At 33.1% G+C, this 20,561-nt stretch carries 40 protein-coding genes; 34 read left to right on the top strand and 6 right to left on the bottom strand.

Annotation, left to right across the window (positions count from 1 at the left end; all coding sequences use genetic code 11):
- The 33 genes from NK213_RS20640 to NK213_RS08270 form a co-directional block, all read left to right on the top strand.
- On the top strand, window positions 1–84 hold an 84-nt coding region (locus NK213_RS20640), incomplete at its 5' end, for a hypothetical protein (protein ID WP_253346388.1).
- A gap of 23 nt (window positions 85–107) precedes the next feature.
- Window positions 108–413, top strand: a complete 306-nt coding sequence (rpsJ, locus tag NK213_RS08425; protein WP_012863403.1) for a 30S ribosomal protein S10 — start codon at window positions 108–110, stop codon at window positions 411–413.
- Between the two features lie 62 nt (window positions 414–475).
- Complete coding sequence (rplC, locus tag NK213_RS08420) at window positions 476–1,102, top strand: 50S ribosomal protein L3 (protein WP_253348463.1); 627 nt, start codon at window positions 476–478, stop codon at window positions 1,100–1,102.
- Between the two features lie 25 nt (window positions 1,103–1,127).
- Window positions 1,128–1,766, top strand: coding sequence for a 50S ribosomal protein L4 (rplD, locus tag NK213_RS08415; RefSeq protein ID WP_253348462.1), 639 nt, complete (start codon window positions 1,128–1,130; stop codon window positions 1,764–1,766).
- 1 nt (window position 1,767) lies between these two features.
- Window positions 1,768–2,052, top strand: coding sequence for a 50S ribosomal protein L23 (rplW, locus tag NK213_RS08410; protein ID WP_253348461.1), 285 nt, complete (start codon window positions 1,768–1,770; stop codon window positions 2,050–2,052).
- A 40-nt stretch (window positions 2,053–2,092) separates the two neighbouring features.
- Complete coding sequence (rplB, locus tag NK213_RS08405; protein WP_253348460.1) at window positions 2,093–2,920, top strand: 50S ribosomal protein L2; 828 nt, start codon at window positions 2,093–2,095, stop codon at window positions 2,918–2,920.
- A 20-nt stretch (window positions 2,921–2,940) separates the two neighbouring features.
- A complete protein-coding gene (gene rpsS / locus NK213_RS08400) occupies window positions 2,941–3,219 on the top strand; it encodes a 30S ribosomal protein S19 (protein WP_253348459.1) in 279 nt (92 codons plus the stop codon).
- 24 nt (window positions 3,220–3,243) lie between these two features.
- Window positions 3,244–3,579: a 50S ribosomal protein L22 gene (rplV, locus tag NK213_RS08395; RefSeq protein WP_253348458.1), complete on the top strand. Its 336-nt coding sequence runs from the start codon at window positions 3,244–3,246 to the stop codon at window positions 3,577–3,579.
- Between the two features lie 16 nt (window positions 3,580–3,595).
- A complete protein-coding gene (gene rpsC, locus NK213_RS08390; protein WP_253348457.1) occupies window positions 3,596–4,252 on the top strand; it encodes a 30S ribosomal protein S3 in 657 nt (218 codons plus the stop codon).
- The gene (gene rplP / locus NK213_RS08385; RefSeq protein WP_253348456.1) at window positions 4,252–4,677 is read left to right on the top strand and encodes a 50S ribosomal protein L16; all 426 of its coding nucleotides are present in this window, start codon (window positions 4,252–4,254) and stop codon (window positions 4,675–4,677) included. The genes rpsC and rplP overlap by 1 nt, the downstream gene beginning before the upstream one ends.
- The gene (gene rpmC / locus NK213_RS08380; RefSeq protein ID WP_253348455.1) at window positions 4,677–4,868 is read left to right on the top strand and encodes a 50S ribosomal protein L29; all 192 of its coding nucleotides are present in this window, start codon (window positions 4,677–4,679) and stop codon (window positions 4,866–4,868) included. Before rplP ends, rpmC begins: the two co-directional genes overlap by 1 nt.
- Before the next feature lie 16 nt (window positions 4,869–4,884).
- Window positions 4,885–5,145 (top strand): 30S ribosomal protein S17, encoded by a 261-nt coding sequence (rpsQ, locus tag NK213_RS08375; RefSeq protein WP_371926400.1) that lies wholly within the window; start codon window positions 4,885–4,887, stop codon window positions 5,143–5,145.
- 14 nt (window positions 5,146–5,159) lie between these two features.
- A complete protein-coding gene (rplN, locus tag NK213_RS08370) occupies window positions 5,160–5,528 on the top strand; it encodes a 50S ribosomal protein L14 (protein ID WP_012863392.1) in 369 nt (122 codons plus the stop codon).
- Between the two features lie 15 nt (window positions 5,529–5,543).
- Entirely contained in the window at window positions 5,544–5,912 is a 369-nt protein-coding gene (gene rplX, locus NK213_RS08365; RefSeq protein ID WP_253348454.1) for a 50S ribosomal protein L24, read from the top strand.
- A 33-nt stretch (window positions 5,913–5,945) separates the two neighbouring features.
- The gene (rplE, locus tag NK213_RS08360; protein WP_371926402.1) at window positions 5,946–6,485 is read left to right on the top strand and encodes a 50S ribosomal protein L5; all 540 of its coding nucleotides are present in this window, start codon (window positions 5,946–5,948) and stop codon (window positions 6,483–6,485) included.
- Between the two features lie 17 nt (window positions 6,486–6,502).
- On the top strand, window positions 6,503–6,790 hold the full coding sequence (gene rpsN / locus NK213_RS08355) for a 30S ribosomal protein S14 (RefSeq protein WP_253348453.1): 288 nt from the start codon (window positions 6,503–6,505) through the stop codon (window positions 6,788–6,790).
- A gap of 22 nt (window positions 6,791–6,812) precedes the next feature.
- Entirely contained in the window at window positions 6,813–7,208 is a 396-nt protein-coding gene (gene rpsH / locus NK213_RS08350; RefSeq protein ID WP_253348452.1) for a 30S ribosomal protein S8, read from the top strand.
- Between the two features lie 33 nt (window positions 7,209–7,241).
- Window positions 7,242–7,775: a 50S ribosomal protein L6 gene (rplF, locus tag NK213_RS08345; protein ID WP_253348451.1), complete on the top strand. Its 534-nt coding sequence runs from the start codon at window positions 7,242–7,244 to the stop codon at window positions 7,773–7,775.
- Window positions 7,776–7,788: 13 nt separating this feature from the next.
- Window positions 7,789–8,157 carry a 50S ribosomal protein L18 gene (gene rplR / locus NK213_RS08340; RefSeq protein WP_253348450.1) on the top strand — a complete coding sequence of 123 codons (369 nt, stop codon included), beginning with the start codon at window positions 7,789–7,791 and terminating at the stop codon, window positions 8,155–8,157.
- Between the two features lie 18 nt (window positions 8,158–8,175).
- Window positions 8,176–8,682, top strand: coding sequence for a 30S ribosomal protein S5 (gene rpsE / locus NK213_RS08335; RefSeq protein ID WP_253348449.1), 507 nt, complete (start codon window positions 8,176–8,178; stop codon window positions 8,680–8,682).
- 18 nt (window positions 8,683–8,700) lie between these two features.
- The gene (gene rpmD, locus NK213_RS08330) at window positions 8,701–8,880 is read left to right on the top strand and encodes a 50S ribosomal protein L30 (protein ID WP_012863384.1); all 180 of its coding nucleotides are present in this window, start codon (window positions 8,701–8,703) and stop codon (window positions 8,878–8,880) included.
- Between the two features lies 1 nt (window position 8,881).
- The gene (rplO, locus tag NK213_RS08325) at window positions 8,882–9,490 is read left to right on the top strand and encodes a 50S ribosomal protein L15 (protein WP_253348448.1); all 609 of its coding nucleotides are present in this window, start codon (window positions 8,882–8,884) and stop codon (window positions 9,488–9,490) included.
- 36 nt (window positions 9,491–9,526) lie between these two features.
- Window positions 9,527–10,816: a preprotein translocase subunit SecY gene (secY, locus tag NK213_RS08320; RefSeq protein WP_253348447.1), complete on the top strand. Its 1,290-nt coding sequence runs from the start codon at window positions 9,527–9,529 to the stop codon at window positions 10,814–10,816.
- A 118-nt stretch (window positions 10,817–10,934) separates the two neighbouring features.
- Complete coding sequence (locus tag NK213_RS08315) at window positions 10,935–11,567, top strand: adenylate kinase (RefSeq protein ID WP_253348446.1); 633 nt, start codon at window positions 10,935–10,937, stop codon at window positions 11,565–11,567.
- An 11-nt stretch (window positions 11,568–11,578) separates the two neighbouring features.
- Complete coding sequence (gene map, locus NK213_RS08310; protein ID WP_253348445.1) at window positions 11,579–12,352, top strand: type I methionyl aminopeptidase; 774 nt, start codon at window positions 11,579–11,581, stop codon at window positions 12,350–12,352.
- 63 nt (window positions 12,353–12,415) lie between these two features.
- Window positions 12,416–12,634, top strand: a complete 219-nt coding sequence (infA, locus tag NK213_RS08305; RefSeq protein WP_253348444.1) for a translation initiation factor IF-1 — start codon at window positions 12,416–12,418, stop codon at window positions 12,632–12,634.
- 23 nt (window positions 12,635–12,657) lie between these two features.
- The gene (rpmJ, locus tag NK213_RS08300; protein WP_012863378.1) at window positions 12,658–12,771 is read left to right on the top strand and encodes a 50S ribosomal protein L36; all 114 of its coding nucleotides are present in this window, start codon (window positions 12,658–12,660) and stop codon (window positions 12,769–12,771) included.
- A gap of 140 nt (window positions 12,772–12,911) precedes the next feature.
- Window positions 12,912–13,277 carry a 30S ribosomal protein S13 gene (rpsM, locus tag NK213_RS08295; RefSeq protein ID WP_253348443.1) on the top strand — a complete coding sequence of 122 codons (366 nt, stop codon included), beginning with the start codon at window positions 12,912–12,914 and terminating at the stop codon, window positions 13,275–13,277.
- A 19-nt stretch (window positions 13,278–13,296) separates the two neighbouring features.
- A complete protein-coding gene (gene rpsK / locus NK213_RS08290; RefSeq protein ID WP_012863376.1) occupies window positions 13,297–13,689 on the top strand; it encodes a 30S ribosomal protein S11 in 393 nt (130 codons plus the stop codon).
- A gap of 28 nt (window positions 13,690–13,717) precedes the next feature.
- Entirely contained in the window at window positions 13,718–14,305 is a 588-nt protein-coding gene (rpsD, locus tag NK213_RS08285; RefSeq protein WP_253348442.1) for a 30S ribosomal protein S4, read from the top strand.
- Window positions 14,306–14,334: 29 nt separating this feature from the next.
- Window positions 14,335–15,300 (top strand): DNA-directed RNA polymerase subunit alpha, encoded by a 966-nt coding sequence (locus tag NK213_RS08280; RefSeq protein WP_253348441.1) that lies wholly within the window; start codon window positions 14,335–14,337, stop codon window positions 15,298–15,300.
- A 17-nt stretch (window positions 15,301–15,317) separates the two neighbouring features.
- The gene (gene rplQ / locus NK213_RS08275; RefSeq protein WP_012863373.1) at window positions 15,318–15,668 is read left to right on the top strand and encodes a 50S ribosomal protein L17; all 351 of its coding nucleotides are present in this window, start codon (window positions 15,318–15,320) and stop codon (window positions 15,666–15,668) included.
- 763 nt (window positions 15,669–16,431) lie between these two features.
- Window positions 16,432–16,611: a hypothetical protein gene (locus tag NK213_RS08270; protein WP_253348440.1), complete on the top strand. Its 180-nt coding sequence runs from the start codon at window positions 16,432–16,434 to the stop codon at window positions 16,609–16,611.
- Between the two features lie 2 nt (window positions 16,612–16,613).
- Here NK213_RS08270 and NK213_RS08265 read toward each other — a convergent pair whose 3' ends face one another.
- The 6 genes from NK213_RS08265 to NK213_RS08240 are packed head-to-tail and all read right to left on the bottom strand — an operon-like array spanning window position 16,614 to window position 18,750.
- The gene (locus NK213_RS08265; protein WP_253348439.1) at window positions 16,614–17,003 is read right to left on the bottom strand and encodes a hypothetical protein; all 390 of its coding nucleotides are present in this window, start codon (window positions 17,001–17,003) and stop codon (window positions 16,614–16,616) included.
- 33 nt (window positions 17,004–17,036) lie between these two features.
- Window positions 17,037–17,444 carry a hypothetical protein gene (locus NK213_RS08260; protein ID WP_253348438.1) on the bottom strand — a complete coding sequence of 136 codons (408 nt, stop codon included), beginning with the start codon at window positions 17,442–17,444 and terminating at the stop codon, window positions 17,037–17,039.
- 30 nt (window positions 17,445–17,474) lie between these two features.
- Window positions 17,475–17,864: a hypothetical protein gene (locus NK213_RS08255; protein ID WP_253348437.1), complete on the bottom strand. Its 390-nt coding sequence runs from the start codon at window positions 17,862–17,864 to the stop codon at window positions 17,475–17,477.
- Window positions 17,865–17,924: 60 nt separating this feature from the next.
- A complete protein-coding gene (locus NK213_RS08250) occupies window positions 17,925–18,131 on the bottom strand; it encodes a hypothetical protein (RefSeq protein ID WP_253348436.1) in 207 nt (68 codons plus the stop codon).
- Window positions 18,131–18,310, bottom strand: a complete 180-nt coding sequence (locus tag NK213_RS08245; protein WP_253348435.1) for a hypothetical protein — start codon at window positions 18,308–18,310, stop codon at window positions 18,131–18,133. The genes NK213_RS08250 and NK213_RS08245 overlap by 1 nt, the downstream gene beginning before the upstream one ends.
- A 56-nt stretch (window positions 18,311–18,366) precedes the next feature.
- Window positions 18,367–18,750: a hypothetical protein gene (locus NK213_RS08240; RefSeq protein ID WP_253348434.1), complete on the bottom strand. Its 384-nt coding sequence runs from the start codon at window positions 18,748–18,750 to the stop codon at window positions 18,367–18,369.
- Window positions 18,751–18,933: 183 nt separating this feature from the next.
- Here NK213_RS08240 and NK213_RS08235 point away from each other — a divergent pair, with 183 nt between their 5' ends.
- Window positions 18,934–20,433 (top strand): deoxyguanosinetriphosphate triphosphohydrolase, encoded by a 1,500-nt coding sequence (locus tag NK213_RS08235; protein ID WP_253348433.1) that lies wholly within the window; start codon window positions 18,934–18,936, stop codon window positions 20,431–20,433.
- Window positions 20,434–20,561: the final 128 nt, after the last annotated feature.

Here is a 20,561-nt window from a genome sequence, read left to right as displayed (position 1 = left end):
GCAATGGAAGAAGGATTAAGATTCGCCATCAGAGAAGGTGGAAGAACGGTTGCTTCTGGTGTAGTTGCTACTATTACGAAATAGTTTATTAAGTAGGAGGGAAAACTTTGGATAAATTAAGAATATATCTTAAATCGTATGATCATAAATTGCTGGATCAATCAGCAAAGAAAATAGCTGAAGTTGTTAAGAAGAATGGCTCAGAGGTAACTGGGCCCCTTCCTTTACCAACTAAGACAAAAAAATACACAGTATTAAGATCAGTGCATGTAAATAAAGATTCAAGAGAGCAGTTTGAAATGAGAGTGCACAGAAGAGTTGTAGAGATCAAAAACTCTAGTCAGCAAATAATTTCAGCATTAACTTCATTAAGTCTGCCATCAGGCGTAGGAATCGAAATAAAGCAATTATAGGCTTAATACAAGTTGGCTTATAAAATAGTTCAGTCAACCAATATATTAAGGAGGAAAAAATAATGTTACTAGGAAAAAAAATAGGGATGACACAAATATTTGAAGGTGAAAAATTAATACCTGTTACAGTAATAGAAGCAGGACCTAACTTTGTTATCCAAAAAAAGAACGTTGAAAAAGACGGATATAACGCGTTAACTTTAGGTTACGACGAGAAAAAAGAAAAAAATACTATAAAACCTGAAATGGGAGTATTTAAAAAAGCAGGAGTAACTCCAAAAAAATTCTTAAAAGAATTCAAAACTGACAATTTAGATGGTTATGCATTAGGACAGGAAATCAAAGTAGATTCATTCGAAGGAATAGAGTTCGTAGATGTTTCTGGTGTTTCAAAAGGTAAAGGAACAGCAGGGGTTATGAAAAGACATAACTTCGGAGGAAACAGAGCAACTCACGGGGTTTCTAGAAACCACAGACTTGGAGGATCGAATGCCGGTGGTGCTGCATCAAACAGTAATGTACCAAAAGGTAAGAAAATGGCAGGAAGATTAGGAAATGAAAATGTTACTGTTCAAAACCTTAGAGTAGTAAAATTTGATGTGGAAAATAACCTGTTATTAGTAAAAGGTGCAATACCGGGTCCTAAAAACGGATACTTAATAATAAAAAAATCAGTGAAAAAATACTAATTGAGAAGAAAGAGAGGAGGACAAAATGCCAGTTTTAGATATATATACTATTGACGGTTCAAAAGCAGGAACTGTTGATGTAAAAGAAGAAATATTTGGTATAAAGCCTAACAAAGCAGTAATGCACGAAGTGTTAACTGCAGAACTAGCAGAAGTAAGACAAGGTTCGGCTTCTACAAAGACTAGAGCTGAAGTAAGAGGAGGAGGAAGAAAGCCTTTCAGACAAAAAGGTACTGGAAGAGCAAGACAAGGATCAACAAGAGCTCCTCACATGGTTGGCGGAGGTGTTTCACACGGACCGAAACCAAGAGACTATGTAAAAAAAGTAAATAAAAAAGTTAGAAAATTAGCTATAAGATCAGCTTTATCAGCTAAGGCTCAAAATGGAGGAATCATCGTAATAGATGCTTTTGAATTAGAAAAGCCGAAAACTAAAACAATTATTGATTTTTCTAAAAAATTAGATATGGCAGGAACAAAACAGCTGTACATACTAAATGACTTATACATAGAGAATGAATATAACGCATATCTGTCTATAAGAAATATAGAAAAATCATATGTACTAATGCCAAATGAGTTAAGTGTTTACTGGTTATTAAAACAGGACAAAATAATCATGACAAAAGAAGCACTTGCACAGATCGAGGAGGTGCTAGCATAATATGAATTTATATGATGTAATAAAAAGACCGGTTAAATCTGAAAAAGGTGAAATGATCAGAAGAGAAAACAACGAATATGTTTTCGAAGTAGACAGAAGAGCAAACAAAATCGAAATCAGACAAGCTGTGGAAAAATTATTTGATGTAAAAGTAGTAAGCGTGAATACACTTACAGTAAAATCTAAAAATAAAAGATTCAGATTTTCTATGTATAAAACACCTATAGTAAAAAAAGCTATGGTTAAACTTAAAGACGGAGATGAAATCGCAGGATTTGAGTTTTAAGAAAAATAAATAAATAAATAACACGGAGGGAAGTATTAATATGCCAATTAAAAAATTAAAAGCAATGACTAATGGTACAAGGCATATGTCTATATTAGTCAATAATGATCTGGATAAAGTAAGACCAGAAAAATCATTAGTAGAACCGTTAAATTCATCTTACGGGATTGACAACTACGGTCACAGAACTGGTAGAAACAGACATAAAGGACATAAGAGACTTTACAGAGTAATTGACTGGAAAAGAGATAAAAACGGAATACCTGCAAAGGTAGCAACAATAGAATATGATCCTAACAGAACTGCAAATATTGCTCTACTACACTATGTTGATGGGGAAAAAAGATATATTCTTGCTCCGAACGGTTTGAAAAAAGGAGATACTGTGTTATCAGGAGAAGGTGCGGAAATCAAACCTGGAAATGCTTTAAAACTAAAAGACTTACCAATAGGTACAGTTATTCATAATGTGGAATTAATACCCGGAAAAGGCGGACAGCTGGCAAGATCAGCAGGAACATCTGCAAGACTGGTAGCGAAAGACGGAGTTTACTCACACGTGGAACTTCCATCTGGAGAATTAAGACTAATACACAGAGAATGTACAGCTACTATAGGTTCTGTAGGAAACTCGGAACATTCGCTTGTATCATTAGGTAAAGCAGGAAGAAACAGACACTTAGGAAGAAAACCTCATGTTAGAGGATCAGCGATGAATCCGGTAGATCACCCACACGGAGGGGGAGAAGGAAGATCGCCTATAGGAAGAAAAGCTCCTGTTACACCTTGGGGTAAACCAACATTAGGTAAGAAAACTAGAGGTAAGAAATTAAGCGATAAATTTATAGTAAGAAAGAGAAAAAAATAAATAAACTAAGGAGGAGATAAATGGCTCGTTCACTAAAAAAAGGACCATTTGTTGATGAATACTTACTAAAAAAAGTAGAAGCAATGGGTGAGAAAAAACAAGTTATTAAGACATGGTCAAGAAGATCGACAATTTTCCCACAATTTATTGGACAAACTTTTGCAGTATATAACGGAAAAAAACATATACCAGTTTACGTAACTGAAGAAATGGTAGGTCATAAATTAGGAGAATTCGCACCTACTAGAACGTTTTACGGACACGGAAAAGATGCAAAAAAAGACGCTAAGAGAAAATAGTAAGGGTTGGAAAGGAGGCCTATCGTGGCAGTGGTAGCAAAACTTCGTTATCAAAGATTAAGTCCTCAGAAAGCTAGATTGGTAGCTGACATTGTAAGAGGAAAAGACGCTTTACCGGCGTTAGCAATGCTTAAATTTACAAATAAAAAAGCGGCAGTTTATATAGAAAAAACACTAAAGTCTGCTATAGCAAATGCAGAACATAACTTTGGAATGGATCCTGATAAACTATATGTATCAAGAATACTTGTAGATAAAGGACCGGTACTAAAGAGAGTAAACCCAAGAGCTATGGGAAGAGCAGATATAATTAGAAAGCCAACAGCTCATATCACAGTAGAAGTGAGCGAAAGAAATTAATTAAGGAGGTATTTCTGTGGGACAAAAGGTTGATCCTAGGGGAATTAGATTAGGAATTACTAGAACATGGGATTCTAAATGGTTTGCAGAAGGTAAGGAATATTTAAATAATTTTCACGAAGACCTGAAAATAAGAGAATTTATTAAAAAGAATTATTATCATGCAGGTGTTTCGAGCATTCAAATAGAGAGAACATCACCGACTGAACTTACAATAATCATAGATACAGGGAAAGCCGGGATACTAATAGGTAGAAAAGGTGCCGAAATAGAAGCATTAAAAGGAAAAATAGAAAATCTGACTGGGAAAAAAGTACAGGTAAAAGTACAGGAAGTAAAAAATCCTAACAAAAATTCACAGTTAGTTGCTGAAAGCATAGCTACAGCAATAGAAAAAAGGGTTGCTTATAAAAGAGCTGTAAGCCAGGCAATTCAAAGAGCTGAGAAATCAGGAGTAAAAGGGATCAAAATAGCTGTTTCTGGAAGACTAAACGGAGCAGAAATCGCGAGAAGCGAATGGACATTATCAGGAAGAGTACCATTACACACTTTAAGAGCTGATGTTGATTATGCTACAGCTACAGCATTCACTACATACGGTGCATTAGGGATTAAAGTATGGATATTTAATGGAGAAGTACTTCCTAGCAAGAAGGAAGGAGGAAATGCATAATGTTAATACCTAAAAGAACGAAATACAGAAAACAATTCAGAGGAAAAATCGGCGGAGTTGCTACAAAAGGAAACAATGTAGACTTTGGTGAATACGGTCTTGCAGCAAAAGAATTTGGATGGATAACATCAAGACAAATCGAAGCGTGCAGGGTAACAATAAATAGAACCTTCAAAAGGGAAGGGAAAATCTGGATCAGAATTTTTCCTGATAAGCCTTATACAAAGAGACCAGAAGGAACAAGAATGGGTAAAGGTAAAGGAAATACTGAAGGTTGGGTAGCAGTAGTAAAAAGAGACAAAATTATGTTTGAGGTTGGCGGAGTACCTGAAGAAAGAGCAAAAGAAGCTCTAAGAAAAGCTGCACACAAACTACCTATAAAGTGTAAGTTTGTAAAAAAAGAAGAAATGGGTGGTGATAATTAATGTTATCTAAAGAAATTAGAGATTTGTCTATCGATGAATTAATATCACAAGAGAAAAACTTAAAAGAGGAATTGTTTAATTTAAAATTTCAGCACTCTTTAGGACAGTTGCAAAACACAGCTCAGATCAGAGATATGAAGAGAACAATAGCAAGAATAAAAACAATACTTACTGAAAAGAAAAACGGATAATTGAAGGAGGTAGACTGTGGAAATCAAACGTAACTATAGAAAAGTTAGAGAAGGTATAGTTGTTTCTGATAAAATGGAAAAAACAGTAGTTGTTATTGAAGAAACAATGAAATTTCATAAATTATACAAAAAAAGACTAAAAGTTTCAAAAAAATATAAAGCACATGACGAAAACAATGATTGTAACGTCGGAGATAAAGTAAGAATAATGGAAACTAGACCACTAAGTAAAGACAAAAGATGGAGAGTAGTAACTATTTTAGAAAGAGCTAAGTAGAGAGGAGGATTAGGATGGTTCAACAACAAACAGTACTTAACGTTGCTGATAATACAGGTGCAAAGAAAATTATGGTAATAAGAGTTCTTGGCGGATCAAGAAGAAGATTCGGGAGAATCGGAGACATAGTAGTTGCTTCTGTTAAAGAGGCTATTCCTAATGGAAACGTAAAAAAGGGAGACGTAGTTAAAGCAGTTGTAGTAAGAACAAGAAAAGAATTAAAAAGAGCAGACGGTTCATATATAAAGTTTGATGACAATGCAGCAGTTGTATTAAACGCAAACCTTGAAATAAGAGGAACAAGAATATTTGGCCCAGTGGCAAGAGAATTGAGAGCGAAAAACTTTATGAGAATAGTATCTCTTGCACCAGAAGTATTATAGGAAGGAGGATTTGCTGTGATAAAATCAAAAGTAAAATCGGTACCTAAAAAATTACATGTGAAAACAGGAGATATGGTAGTAGTAGTAAGCGGAAGATCGAAAGATGCTGCTGAAAAGCCAGGAGACAAGGACAAAGTGGGAAAAGTGCTAAGAGTAATGAGAAGCACAGGAAAAGTAATTGTAGAGGGTGTAAATGTAAGAAAGAAATTTATAAAGCCTAATCAAATGAACCCACAAGGAGAAGTTGTAGAGAAAGAAATGCCTATTTTTGCATCAAAAGTAATGCTTTGGGATGAAAAAGCAAAAAAAGGTACTAGAGTGAGAAAAGAATTCAAAAATGATAAAAAAGTAAGAATTTCAGTAGTTTCTGGAAAAGAAATATAGGAAGGAGGATAACATACAGTGGCTGAAAAATATATACCAAGATTATACACTATGTATAGAGAAGAGATTGTACCTGCATTATTTAAGGAATTAAACATGAAAAACATAATGGAAGTACCTAAACTGGACAAAATAATCGTAAATATCGGAGTTGGTGAAGCAGCTGGAAATGCTAAATTACTAGACGCAGCAATTAACGATCTTAAAATAATCACAGGACAGCAACCTGTTGCAAGAAAAGCAAAAAAATCTGAAGCAGGATTCAAATTAAGAGAAGGACAAAAAATCGGTGCAAAAGTTACTCTTAGAAAAGAAAAAATGTATGAATTTTTAGATAGATTAGTAACAGTAGCCCTTCCAAGAGTTAGAGATTTCGAGGGAGTTTCTAAAAAAGGATTCGACGGAAGAGGAAACTATACTTTAGGAATAAGAGAACAAATAGTTTTTCCTGAAATAGAAATAGACAAAGTAGATAAAATGTTTGGATTAGGGATAACTATTGTTTCTACAGCGAAAACTGATGAAGAAGGACATGCATTACTGGCAGCATTCGGTATGCCATTCCAAAAATAAGGAGGTGTTGAAACAAGATGGCTAAAATAGCAATGATGGAAAAAAACCTGAAAATAGCAAAAACTATAGATAAATACGCAGCAAAAAGAGCCGAGCTAAAAGAAAGAATCAGAAAAGGCGATAAAGAAGCAATAAAAGAGCTTGCTAAATTACCTAGAAATGCATCACCTACTAGACTTAGAAACAGATGTCAGGTAAACGGAAGACCAAGAGGATACATGAGAGAATTTGGAATTTCGAGAGTTGTATTCAGAAAGTTAGCAGGAGAAGGATTAATTCCTGGGATAAAAAAATCAAGCTGGTAAAAATTGAAAGGAGGCACATTTAATGAACTTAACAGATCCTATTGCAGATATGCTTACAAGAATTAGAAATGCTAATAGTGCTAAGCATGAAAGTGTTAAAATTCCTTATTCGAACATGAAACTTGGAATAGCTAACATATTAAAAAATGAAGGATATATAAAAGATTTTGAAATAAAAGAAGATGGTTCTAAAAAAGATGTAGTCGTTGCGCTTAAATATGTTGACGGTGAAAATGTAATAAAAGGACTAAAAAGAATATCAAAACCTGGAAGAAGAGTTTATTCAGGTGTGGAAGATTTACCTAAAGTATTAGGTGGATTGGGAATTGCAATTGTCTCAACGCCAAAAGGTGTTATTACAGACAAGGAATGCAGAAAGCATAGCGTAGGCGGAGAAGTTCTTTGCTACGTGTGGTAATTTACGCATTTTATATATTAGGAGGAAAAACAAATGTCGAGAGTAGGTAGAAAAGTTATAACTATACCTAGCGGAGTTGAATTAAAGCAAGATGGGAATAAGATAACTGTAAAAGGACCTAAAGGACAGTTAGAGAGAGAATTCAACCCGGAAATAACTGTAAAAGTAGATAACGGTGATATAAATATAACAAGACCAAATGATCTGCCAAATATCAGAGCACTACACGGGACAACAAGAGCAGTTTTGAATAATATGATTGTTGGTGTAAGCCAAGGATTCGAAAAGAAATTAGAACTTGTGGGAGTAGGATACAGAGTACAGGCAGCAGGAAAAGGGCTGACATTATCATTAGGATTTTCTCATCCGGTAGAAATAGAACCTGTAGAAGGAATCACTTTTAAAGTAGACGGAAACACAAAAATATCAGTAGAAGGTATAAATAAAGAATTAGTAGGGCAGATAGCCGCTAATATCAGAGCAAAAAGACCACCTGAACCATACAAAGGAAAAGGTGTAAAATATGCTGATGAGCAAATAAGAAGAAAAGAAGGTAAGAAAGGATAGGAGGTAGTTCATAGTGGTAAAAAAATTAAATAGAAATAAAGCTAGACAAAAAAAGCACGGTAGAATCAGAAACAAAATAGTTGGAACTGCTGAAAGACCTAGATTATCTGTTTTCAGAAGCTTAACTAATATTTTTGTTCAAGTAATAGATGATTCGACTGGAAAAACTATTGCATCTGCGTCAAGTATTGACAAAGAATTAAAAGCTGGTGTAGCTAACGGAAGTAACATGGAAGCTGCTAAAAAAATCGGTGAAGCAATAGCAAAAAGAGCGATGGATAAAGGAATCACTGAAGTGGTATTCGACAGATCGGGATATGTTTATACTGGTAGAGTGAAAGCCCTAGCAGATGCTGCAAGAGAAGCAGGATTAAAATTCTAGAAAAAAGGAGGACTTGTTTTGGCTAGAGAACCTAGAGAGACTAAACAAAGTGAATATAAAGAAAGTCTTTTAAGAATAAGCAGAGTTTCTAAGACGGTAAAAGGAGGAAGAAGAATATCTTTTTCTGTATTAGCGGCTGTAGGAAACGAAAAAGGAAAAGTAGGTATAGGATTAGGAAAAGCTAATGGTGTACCTGATGCTATCAAAAAAGCGGTAGCTAACGCGAAAAAAAATCTTGTAACTGTATCTTTGAAAGGTGGAACACTTCCACATGATCAAATAGGTAAATATAATTCAACAAGTGTATTATTAAAACCTGCATCAAAAGGAACGGGAGTTATCGCCGGGTCTGCAACAAGAGAAATTCTGGAGCTTGTTGGAGTGCATGATGTACTTACTAAAATAAGAGGATCAAAAAATAAAGATAACGTGGCAAGAGCTACAATCGAAGGATTAAAGCAGCTTAGAAGCGTAGAAGATGTGGCAAGATTAAGAGGAAAATCAGTAGAAGAGATTTTAGGATAAGGCTAGGAGGTAAAATTAATGTCTAAAATTAGAGTAACGCTAGTAAAAGGAATTAATGGAAGAAAACCTAACCATGTCGAAACTGTTAAATCACTTGGGTTAAGAAAAATAGGCCACAGTGCATTACATGAAAAAACAGCGGATATAGAAGGAAAAATAAAATTAGTTTCTTATTTACTTCAAGTAGAGGAGGTTTAGGATGAACATAAATGAATTAAGACCTTCAGAAGGTTCGAAAAAAGGAAGAAGAAGAATAGGTAGAGGACACGGATCTGGTTGGGGAAAAACTGCCGGAAAAGGTCATAATGGACAGAAGCAAAGATCAGGAAGTTATGTATCACCAGCTTTTGAGGGTGGACAAATGCCGTTGATCAGAAGAATTCCAAAGAGAGGATTCAGCAATTCACCATTTAAAAAAGACTTTATTGTATTAAATATTAAAGATATAGTAGACAGATTTGAAGATGGAGACGAAGTTAGTATTGCTACATTAGTAGATAACGGAGTTGTAAAAAGAGCCAGATTCATAAAGAAATACAGCGATGAAAAGCTAAGAAACCTGAAAGGGAGAAAATTAGTAAAGGAATATCTTGGAGAAAATATTGATTCTTATGTAAAAGAAAAAGATTTCAAAAGTATTCTTAAAATCATCGGAGAAGCAGAAGTTTCTAAAAAATTAAATTTCAAAGTTCACAGAATTTCTGGAAAAACTAAGGAATTAGTGGAAAAAGCTGGGGGAAAAGTAGAAATTTTAGAAATAAAATCATATTCTACTGTTGCCGGGAATAATAAAAAAGAGGAAAAGTAAGATATTCTTACTTTTTCTTGAGAATGAGGTGATAACTTGACTTTAGTAGAAGAAGTAGTTCATAAAGTAAAATCTATAGTTGAAATTCCTGAGCTTAGAAAAAGAGTAGTATTTACATTAATCATGTTTCTGATTGCCAGAGTAGGAGTACATATTCAGGTGCCGGGAATAGACGTAAGCAGACTTTCCAGCGCAATGCAGGGAAACTCGCTTGCAGGATTTATTAATACTTTTTCGGGTGGGGGATTTCAAAATGCCTCTATGTTCGCCTTAGGGATAATACCTTATATTAACTCGTCAATAATTTTTCAACTACTTGGGGTAGTTGTACCAAAATTAGAGGAGATGCAAAAAGAGGGCGGTAAGGAAAAAGAGAAAGTTACACAATGGACAAGATATCTTACAATAGGTGTAGCTATAGCTCAATCTTTTGGTCTGACTATTCTTTTGCAGCAGCAGCAGTTGGTATATGAACCGGGACCGATGTTTACACTGGTAACAGTAACATTGATGACCGGCGGTACTGCATTTCTGATGTGGGTTGCAGAGAGAATATCATTAAAAGGTATTGGAAACGGGACTTCTATGCTTATCTTCTTAAGTATAGTATCAAGACTCCCAGCTGAAATGTTCCAGATTGGAAAAAATCTGTCAACAAGCGGCGGAATGGGTCTGGTACTAATGCTGATAACACTGGTATTGTTTATAATACTTATAGCAGTAATAGTACTTATACAGCTTGCTGAAAGAAGAATCCCTATACAATATGTAGGAAAAGGCAGAACAGGAAGAAGTTCTGTTGGACAAAAAACTTTTCTGCCGTTAAAAATAAATATGTCAGGGGTAATGCCTATAATCTTTGCTTCGGTATTGATGGCAGTGCCGTCTGTATTAATTGGCCTGGTAAAAGACCCAAGTCTGAATGCCAAGCTAAAAAATCTGTTCTCTCAGACAGGAGTCGGATATCTTGTACTTTATGCAGTCCTTGTAGTAGTATTTGCATTTTTCTACACATCAATAGTTTTTGATCCGGAAAAAGTAGCAGATAACTTGAAACAAGGAGGAGCAACGGTACCAGGAAAAAGACCCGGAAGTGAAACTGTGGATTACCTTGAAGGGGTAGCTACAAGAATTACTTTTGGAAGTGCTGTATTCCTTGCAGTTTTAGGGGTATTGCCAAATATTTTCTTTGGTTATTTCCTGAAAATGCCGGTACTGATGAGTGGAACAAGCTTACTGATCTTAGTAGGAGTAGCAGTAGATTTATTACAACAAATAGATTCACATTTAGCAGTAAAAAGTTACAAAGGGTTTATATCAAAATAAGATATAAGCCCCAGCTTTTTATTTTATTTTTTAAATAAATTTATAAGTATAAGATATTTTGTAAGTTACTTTTAAGAAATAAAGTGAAGGGACAAAAAACAGGAAGGATAGGTAGAGTATGAATATTATTTTATTCGGAGCCCCGGGAGCAGGAAAAGGAACACAGGCAAAATTACTCGTAGAAAAATACGGAATCCCGCAGATATCAACAGGAGATATGTTTAGAGCAGCTATAGCAAATGGAACTGAGCTGGGAAAAAAAGCTAAAACATATATGGACGACGGAGTTCTGGTACCTGATGATGTAACAATAGGAATAGTAGAAGAAAGACTGGAAAAAGAAGATTGTGCAAAAGGATTTATTCTGGATGGTTTTCCAAGAACACTGCATCAGGCTGAAGAACTACAGAAAATATTGGAGAAACAGGGAAAGAGTATTGATAAAGTAGTGGTTCTGGATGTAGATGATAGTGAAATACTTGAAAGAATAACAGGAAGAAGAATGTCAAAAAAGACAGGTAAGATATATCATATAAAATATAATCCTCCTGTAGATGAAAATGAAGAAGATATCTATCAAAGAGAAGATGACAATGAAACAGCGGTAAAAACAAGACTGAAAGAATATAAAGATTTGACTTCACCTTTATTTGACTACTACAAAAACCTTGGGAAAACAGTAATAATAGATGGAAAACAGGCAGTAGGAAAAATAACAGAGGACATTTTGAGAGTACTAGACTCATTATAAAGGAGAATATAATGACAATTATAAAAACTTTAGATGAAATAAGAAAAATAAAGAAGGCTAATGAAATAATAGCCAGATTTTATGAAGATATAATTCCGAAGTATATAAAACCAGGGATATCTACACTGGAACTGGATAAAATAGCAGAAGACTATATCAGAAGTCAGGGAGCAATCCCGGGAACAAAAGGGTATGGCGGAGGTCATACCAGCAGACCGTATCCTGCGAGTTTATGTACTTCTGTTAATAACAAAGTAGTGCATGGAATACCAAGAGCAGACGAGCTGTTAAAAGAAGGCGATATTATAAGTCTGGATACTGTAACAGTGCTTGACGGCTATGTAGGTGATGCTGCGGTGACTTTTCCCGTGGGAGAAATAGACGAAGAATCAAAAAGGCTTCTGGAAGTGACTGAACACGCAAGAACAATAGGGATAGAGCAGGCTGTGGCAGGTAACAGAATAGGCGATATATCAGCAGCAATACAGGAATATGTGGAAAAAAACGGTTTTTCGGTAGTAAGAGACTTCGCCGGGCATGGTGTGGGAAAAGAGATGCATGAAGATCCTATGGTGCCTAACTATGGTGTAAGAGGACTGGGACCGAAGATAGAAGAAGGAATGGTAATTGCTATTGAACCTATGGTAAATGTAGGAACTTACCGTGTGAGAATACTTAATGACCAATGGACGGCAGTAACAAAAGATTATAAAAGATCTGCGCACTTTGAGCACAGTATAGCCATTGTTGACGGAAAACCGCTGATTTTAAGTTTGAAATCATAAGAAAAAATAATAGACAAATTTCAATAAATTTGATATAATAACAAGGATCTGAGGTGATTTTTTATGGCTAAACAAGATGTAATAGAATTAGAGGGTGAAATTCTCGAAGCATTACCAAACGCGATGTTCAAGATAAAGCTCGAGAACGGACACGAAATTCTAGGACATATCTCAGGAAAAATGAGAATGAACTACATAAAAATTCTTCCTGGGGATAAGGTAACGGTGGAGATTTCTCCATATGACTTATCCAGAGGCAGAATAATTTACAGAAAGAAATAATAATATGTGGAAGGAGAGTTTCTATGAAAGTAAAAGCATCAGTGAAACCAATATGCGACAAATGCAAATTGATAAAGCGTCACGGAAAAGTGAGAGTAATCTGTGAGAATCCGAAACATAAACAGGTTCAAGGATAATATGAGTTTAACTGTCTTTATATATATATGAAAATTGTAAAGGTATGTTGGGCTGTAGAGCTTATTCTTATGTTTTATCACATAAGGCATATTGATGAAGGTTAACAAATTAAGAAAAAAATTATTAAGGAGGAAAAGATTTGGCTAGAATCGCAGGAGTAGATATTCCTAGAAATAAAAGAGTTGAGATTTCACTGACATACATTTTTGGAATAGGAAGAAGTACTGCTATCAAAATTTTAGAAAAAGCTAATATTGACAAAGATATTAAAGTTAAGGACTTGTCAGAAGAGCAAGTCGGGCAAATCAGAAATGTCGTTGATGAGTACAAAATCGAAGGTGAACTTAGAAAAGAAATAAGACTTAATATCAAAAGACTTATGGACATAAAGAGCTACAGAGGTCTAAGACACAGAAACGGGCTTCCGGTAAGAGGACAAAAGACAAAAACAAATGCAAGAACTAGAAAAGGTCCGGTAAAAGCTGCCGTAGCTAAGAAAAAATAATATAAGGAGGAATTTTTAAGTGGCTAAGAAGACATCGGTAACTTCTAAAAAGAAAAAATTAAAAAATATTCCTAACGGAATAGCATATATACATTCTACATTTAATAACACTGTAGTAACTATAACTGACACAGAAGGAAAAGTAGTTATATGGAAATCAGGCGGAACGTCTGGATTCAAAGGAACTAAAAAAGGGACACCGTTTGCTGCACAAATAGCAGCTGAACAGGCAGCTGTGACTGCTATGGAAAACGGTATGAAACAAGTTGAGGTAAAAATAAAAGGACCTGGATCAGGAAGAGAAGCTTCTATAAGATCTATTCAAGCAGCTGGTTTAGAAGTAACTAAAATAGTTGATATAACACCAGTACCTCATAATGGTGCAAGACCACCAAAAAAGAGAAGACCATAAAATAAGAAAATAAGGAGGAAATAGATAGATGGCAAGAGATAGACAGCCTGTTCTTAAGAAATGTAGAACTCTTGGTATTGATCCAAGCATTTTAGGTGTAAATAAAAAATCAAAAAGAGGCTTGAGACCAAACGCTAATAAGAAATTAACAGACTACGGAATTCAGTTAAGAGAAAAACAAAAAGCTAGATTTGTTTACGGAGTAATGGAAAAACAATTTTATAAATTATATGAAGAAGCAACAAGAAAAGAAGGAGTAACTGGTGAGTTATTACTTCAGTATCTTGAAAGAAGATTTGACAATGTAGTATACAGATTAGGACTGACTACTACAAGAAGACAAGCTAGACAGTTAGTAAGTCACGGACACCTTGAAATAAACGGAAAAAGAGTTAATATAGCTTCTTACAGAGTAAAACAGGGAGATGTAATTACAGTAAGAGAAAAATCAAGAGATTTAGCTGTAATAAAAGACTCTCTTAACCAAAAAAGCGTACCAGGATGGTTATCATTGGATGAGAATGCTTTATCGGCAAAAGTTATGGAAAACCCAACAAGAGATGCTGTGGATTTCGAAATTAACGAAGCAATGATAATAGAATTCTATTCAAGATAATAATTTTCAATTCGAGGAGTTGATTAAATTTGTTAAAAATTGAAAAAATAGCAAAAAGTATAAAATTGAAAGAAGATAAAATTGATGATTTTCATGCTATTTATACATTAGAACCTTTATATAGAGGCTATGGAGCTACTATTGGAAATGCATTAAGAAGAGTTCTATTATCTTCAATTCCTGGGAGTGCAATAAAAGGAGTAAAAATAGACGGAGTTCTTAATGAATTTTCTACTATAGAAGGTGTAAAGGAAGCTGTTACGGATGTTATCCTGAATATAAAGGAAATTGTAGTAGAATCAGATGAACCCGGAGAGAAAAAAATGTCTTTATCAGTAAAAGGACCAAGAGAAATTACAGCTAAAGATATAGTACTTGAACCTGGTTTGAAAATAATCAACCCTGATCAGATAATAGCTACTATTACAACTAAAAGAGAAATAAATATGGAATTTTTAGTTGATTCGGGAGAAGGATTTGTTGTATCTGAAGAAATAGAAACTGAAAATTGGCCTATAGGCTATATAGCAGTAGATGCGATATATACACCTATAAAGAAAATCAGCTATTCAGTGGAAGATACAATGGTCGGAAGAGCAACAGATTACGATAAATTAACTCTTGATATTACTACAGACGGAAGTATAGAAATAAGAGACGCTTTATCTTATGCAGTAGAGCTGATAAGTTTTCACCTGAATCCGTTTACTAACATAGGAAACAGCATGGAAAAATTCAGATCGGAAGATGAAGTAGAATCAAGTATTGAAGTAATAAGTGAAAACAATATGGATGACATGAAGATAGAAGAGCTAGACTTTACTGTCAGATCATATAACTGCCTGAAAAAAGCAGGAGTTAACACAATTGGAGACTTAGGAAAAATGACTTACGCAGAGCTTCTTAAAATAAAGAATCTGGGAAGAAAGTCATTAAATGAAATAATAGATAAAATGAAAGAATTAGGCTTTGACCTAAATGATAACTCTATCTAAGGAGGGAAGAAAGTAAAATGAATCATAATAAATCATATAGAAAACTAGGAAGAAGACCAGCGCAGAGAAAAGCTATGATGAAAAGCATGACTATATCGCTGATCCAGAACGAAAGAATAGAAACTACTGTAACAAGAGCAAAAGAATTAAGAAAGTTTGCTGAAAAAATGATTACTTTAGGAAAAAAAGGAAGTATTCATAACAGAAGAACAGCTTTCGCTTTCTTAAGACATGAAGAAACAGTAGCAAAGATTTTTAAAGAATTAGCTCCTAAATATGCTGAAAGAAACGGTGGTTATACAAGAATCATCAAAACTGATGTAAGAAGAGGAGATTCTTCTGAAATGGCAATAATTGAATTAGTATAATTTATATAATAAGAATTCCATTTTTAGTGTGAACTAAGGGTGGTTTTTTTATTTGGAAATTTTTTGATTTTCAGGAATTAAAGTATAAAAAATGAATAATAAAAAAACTATCAATCAGTTCAAAAAACTCAGATAGTTTTATTTATATAATTTTAGTTGAATAATTCAGTATATTCCTTATATATTTTTACACATGCTACAATTATGTAGATATATATTATTAAATAACAAAAGAAAATAAAAAAAATGTAAGCGGAGAAAAAAATATAAAAATAACAGATATTCCCGGCATTATAATACGGGCACCGCTGGTTATTAAAGCCAATTTTAAGCCATTAGGAAGTGCACAGTTTTTTGGAAATTTTGAATATATTATTATTGATATGATAAAGACTGCTATTGCCATGAGAAGCCCAATAAACAAAAACAGAATAATTTCAACAATAAGTAAAATAAATAGTGTAAAATATAAGTTTTGAATATCTTTATTAGTATTCATGTTAACCCCCTTTTTATAATTAAGTTTTTAAGCTAGTTAATGGCTGTATATGCTTTATAGACCTTAATACAGCCGATAATCATCAAAATATATGAGATAATAAATAGTGAATAAAACAGAATATGTGAAAAAATCATAAAAACAGGAATAGAATTTTCATTTAATGAAAATAATATAGTAGTTAGATAAATTAATGGAGCACAAAAATTAATTATACAAGCAATCATCATTAATTTCAGACCTGAAGTGTTCTTAGGCTGTTTCATGAAAAGAATAATGATTAATACAAAAATTGCAATATCTAAAAGACCTGCTAAAATGTTCATAAAAATTATAATAGTAATAAGTGAAAATACACATTGTAAAATCCCAAGAATAAACAATGCAAAATATAGTGCTTTAAAATCGGTATTGTTGTTATTCATAGCTGTTCTCCTTTTTTAAAATTAGTAATTATCAATAGCTTTGTATTCAGAATATATTTTAACACAGCTGACAATAAGCAATACAAATGTAGCGATGAGGTATATAAAAAAAATCAAAAAGCAAATAAGAGAAAAAATCAGAAGTCCATCAGAATATTCTGATAACTCAGCGAGAATCACTATAAATATAGAAAAAAAGTTACCTAAAAAGTGCAGTACAGTGGAGATAATTGCTAATTTTATTCCTGAAGGAGTTCGTGTTCCTTTAGGTAATTTTGAACGTAAAATCAAGGCTATAATAAAGGTAGCAACAGCCATTATATTTCCAAAAAGAATAAATAAAACAGTTTCTATAAGAAGAAGTATAAATAATACGAAGTACATAGATTTTAGATTATTGTTATTTTCCATTGAAAAACTCCTTTTTGTTATAAAATTTTATTTTTAATTAATCGAGTTGTATTCTTTATAAACTTTCACACTGCTGATAATTAAGAGTACAATAGAGACAATTGTCAGTAAAATACCAATTAAATTAGCAGGAAGAAATATAAGATTACTGCTGTCACGCCCAATTTCAAGTGATATAATATAATTCAGTAAACTTGAAATTGACAGTAAAACAACAGTGACAAAATGTATAATACAAGATATTAATAATAACTTTATACCAGAAGGCATCGGCTTTTCTTTAGGCAGTTTCGGTCTTAAAATTATCAGAATTAATATAAATACAGCTATATCTATAAAAAAGCCAAATGAAAATGTTACAAAAAGTGTAGAAAATACAGCGTTTACAACGCTAAGAATAAATAGTGCGAGATATAATGATTTGGTATTATTATTTTCCATAAAACCCCTCTTTTCTAAAATATAATATATTTATTTGATATTTTTGTATTCTTTATATGCGAAAATACATCCTGAACTAAGTAAAATAAATGAGAAAATCACAAGTATTATAAAGATGTTTTCCAATGTACGCAGAAGATAAAAGGCATTTGAATGAAAACCTTTTATTGCAATTAGTATAGAAGCATATACAAGAATGAGGAAAGAAATAAAATGAATTATGCTTCCAATAAGTAGAAATTTTAATCCTTTGGGAATAGTGCCTTCAAAATTATAATATCTGAATTGAGAAATAATTTTAAAAACTATTATGAAAACTACAGGAGATAAAATATTTCCCGGAAAAAAAAAGAATACAGTTTCAATAATTGCTAAAATAAATAGTGCTTTGTATAGTGATTTTAAATTATTATTTTTCAATAAAAACTCCTTCAAAATCAAGAATAAAGTATTTTTCTTGATTCTCGCATAAAATTAGTATTATTTAATTGCATCATATTCCTTGTAAACAAAAACACAGGCAATGATCAGTACAACAAATGCTCCCAGATTAAACAGGGAGATAAAAACATTGAAAAAATTCAACAGAATCCCACTGGAATAAGTCAAATAAGAAATCAATGCTACTATCGCAGTAATGAATCCAAGGGCAAGAGTCCCAATTTGAATTCCGCTTCCTATAAGCATTAATTTAATTCCCGGAGTAGGGGCAGATTTTCTTTTGCCAGTTTAGAACGCAGGATAAGTGCAAATATAAAAACAGCAATTCCTATAATACTACCTAGAAAAAAGGCTAGGACAGCTTCGACTATTCCCAGAATGAACAATACAAGGTACGTAGATTTTATACTTTCTTTATTTTCCATGAAATATTTCCTTTCTATATTTAAAATATTGGATTTGAGTTCAAAATAAAAAATACTTATACTTCTTTAATTGCATCATATTCATTATAAATCATGATACAAGCGATGATTAATATAACAAATACAGCAATGTTAAGAAATAGAGCAATTATAGAATAAAAAAGATTGAAAAACGGAATTATATAAAATATAAACGAGAACAGACTAAATATCCCCAAAATAAGAGTTGCTGCATGAATTCCGCTTCCTATGATTGTTAATTTAATTCCCTTACTAGCAGGCTTTCCAGCCTCCATTAATTTTGTACGCAGCATAAAAGCTATTATAAGAACAGCGATTGCGACTAGATTGCCCAAAAGAAGCGTAAGAACTATTTCAATAATAACTAAAATAAACAATGTAAGATACATTGATTTTATACTGCTATCAGTACTATCCATAAAATTATCCCTCCAAATTATTAGTTACACTATTATATCATATTTAATAGGAAATAATTAAAAAAATTAGTAAAAATGCCGGAAATAAAGAGGGCAGATAAAATTAATAATCATTTATTTGCCACTTAATCATGAAAATGTGGTATAATTAGTTTATAAAATACAAAATAATAAGGATAGAAAATGACAAATAGAATGAATTGGAAAAATCTGCTTTCACAGGAAAGTAAAAGCAGAAGAGGACGAAATAAAAGTATTAATAATAATGATCTGAGAACAGAGTTTGAAAAGGATTATCACAGAATATTAATAAGCGCTTCTTTTAGAAGATTACAAGATAAAACACAGGTTTTTCCTTTGGATAAAAATGATTTCGTAAGAACAAGACTTACACACTCAATAGAAGTATCATCTTTTGCCAAGTCAATAGCACAGTCTATATCGAACAGGCTGATTAATGATAAAATAGATGAAGAATTTACACAGGAAGATGCAGGCTATATCTCTGACATACTTGCAAGTGCAGGACTTCTTCATGATATAGGAAATCCGCCTTTCGGACATTTTGGGGAAGATACCATAAGAAGCTGGTTTAATGAAAAACTTGATGAAATTACAGTAGAGAGCCCTCTTACAAATGAAATGCAGAAATTATCCGAAATACTAACTCCTCAGATGTGCGAGGATTTTAAGAATTTTGAAGGGAATGCTCAGGCAATAAGACTTGTATCGAAGCTTCATTTTCTTATTGACGAAAACGGAATGAATCTTACATATGCATTGCTGAATACATTGATTAAGTATCCGGGAAGCTCGCTTGAGATAAATAAAAAAAGCGGTGATATAAAAGATAAAAAAATGGGATACTATTTTGCAGAAGAAAATTTATTTAATTCAATAGTAGAAGAAACTGGAACCTTAAATAAAGAAACAGGGAAAATAAGCAGACATCCCCTGACATTTCTGCTGGAGGCAGCAGATGACATAGCATACTCTACAGCTGATATAGAGGATGGCTTTAAGAAAGGTTTTATCACTTATGATGATTTGGTAAAAATAGTGGAACCTCTTAAAAATGAAGAAAATCCTTCTTCGTGCTGTTACCAAAAGCTTGTTTACTACAAAGAAAGAGCTATAGAAAAGAATTATGAAAAACCTGAAATGTATGCAGTGCAAAGATGGACTATTTTTGCACAGGGATATATGATAAATTCAGCAGTTACTTCATTTATAAATAACTATGAGGATATTATGCACGGCGAATATAAATATGATCTTTTTGAGGAAACCAATTCAAAAGAACTGGTAAAAAGCCTGAAAGGTCTGGCATCTAAGAAGATTTACAGATCATTTGCAATAATGAAAATGGAGATAACAGCACATAATATCATTAGTTTTTTTCTGGAACATTTTATGAAAGCAGTGATGTACTATGATACTCCGCTGAATGAAAAGTACCTGAAGGGAATAGATAAGAGATTTTTGAATATAATTTCTGACAATTATATGCACATATACAGATATTATACTGATAAGTATATCAAAAAAAATGAAGGTGAATCAGAAGAAAAACTGTTCGCTTACAAACTATATCTCAGGCTTTTACTGGTAACGGATTATATCTGCGGAATGACGGATACTTATGCTAAAACTCTATATCAGGAGTTAACCGGAATAGTTTAATGATGTGAATGTGAAGTTTACACTTCTTGAGTAAGTTTTGATAAATAAAACTACAGTGCAGGATTTTTGCGTCTTACTGATTGATCCGAGAGATCGGTTTTTGTAAAAGAAACACTATTTTACAGGTT

It is taken from the genome of Sebaldella sp. S0638 (assembly GCF_024158605.1).
In the GTDB taxonomy this organism is placed as follows: domain Bacteria; phylum Fusobacteriota; class Fusobacteriia; order Fusobacteriales; family Leptotrichiaceae; genus Sebaldella.
The sequence above is the reverse complement of the archived record's forward strand: the minus strand, read 5'-3'. Positions and strand labels throughout refer to the sequence as shown.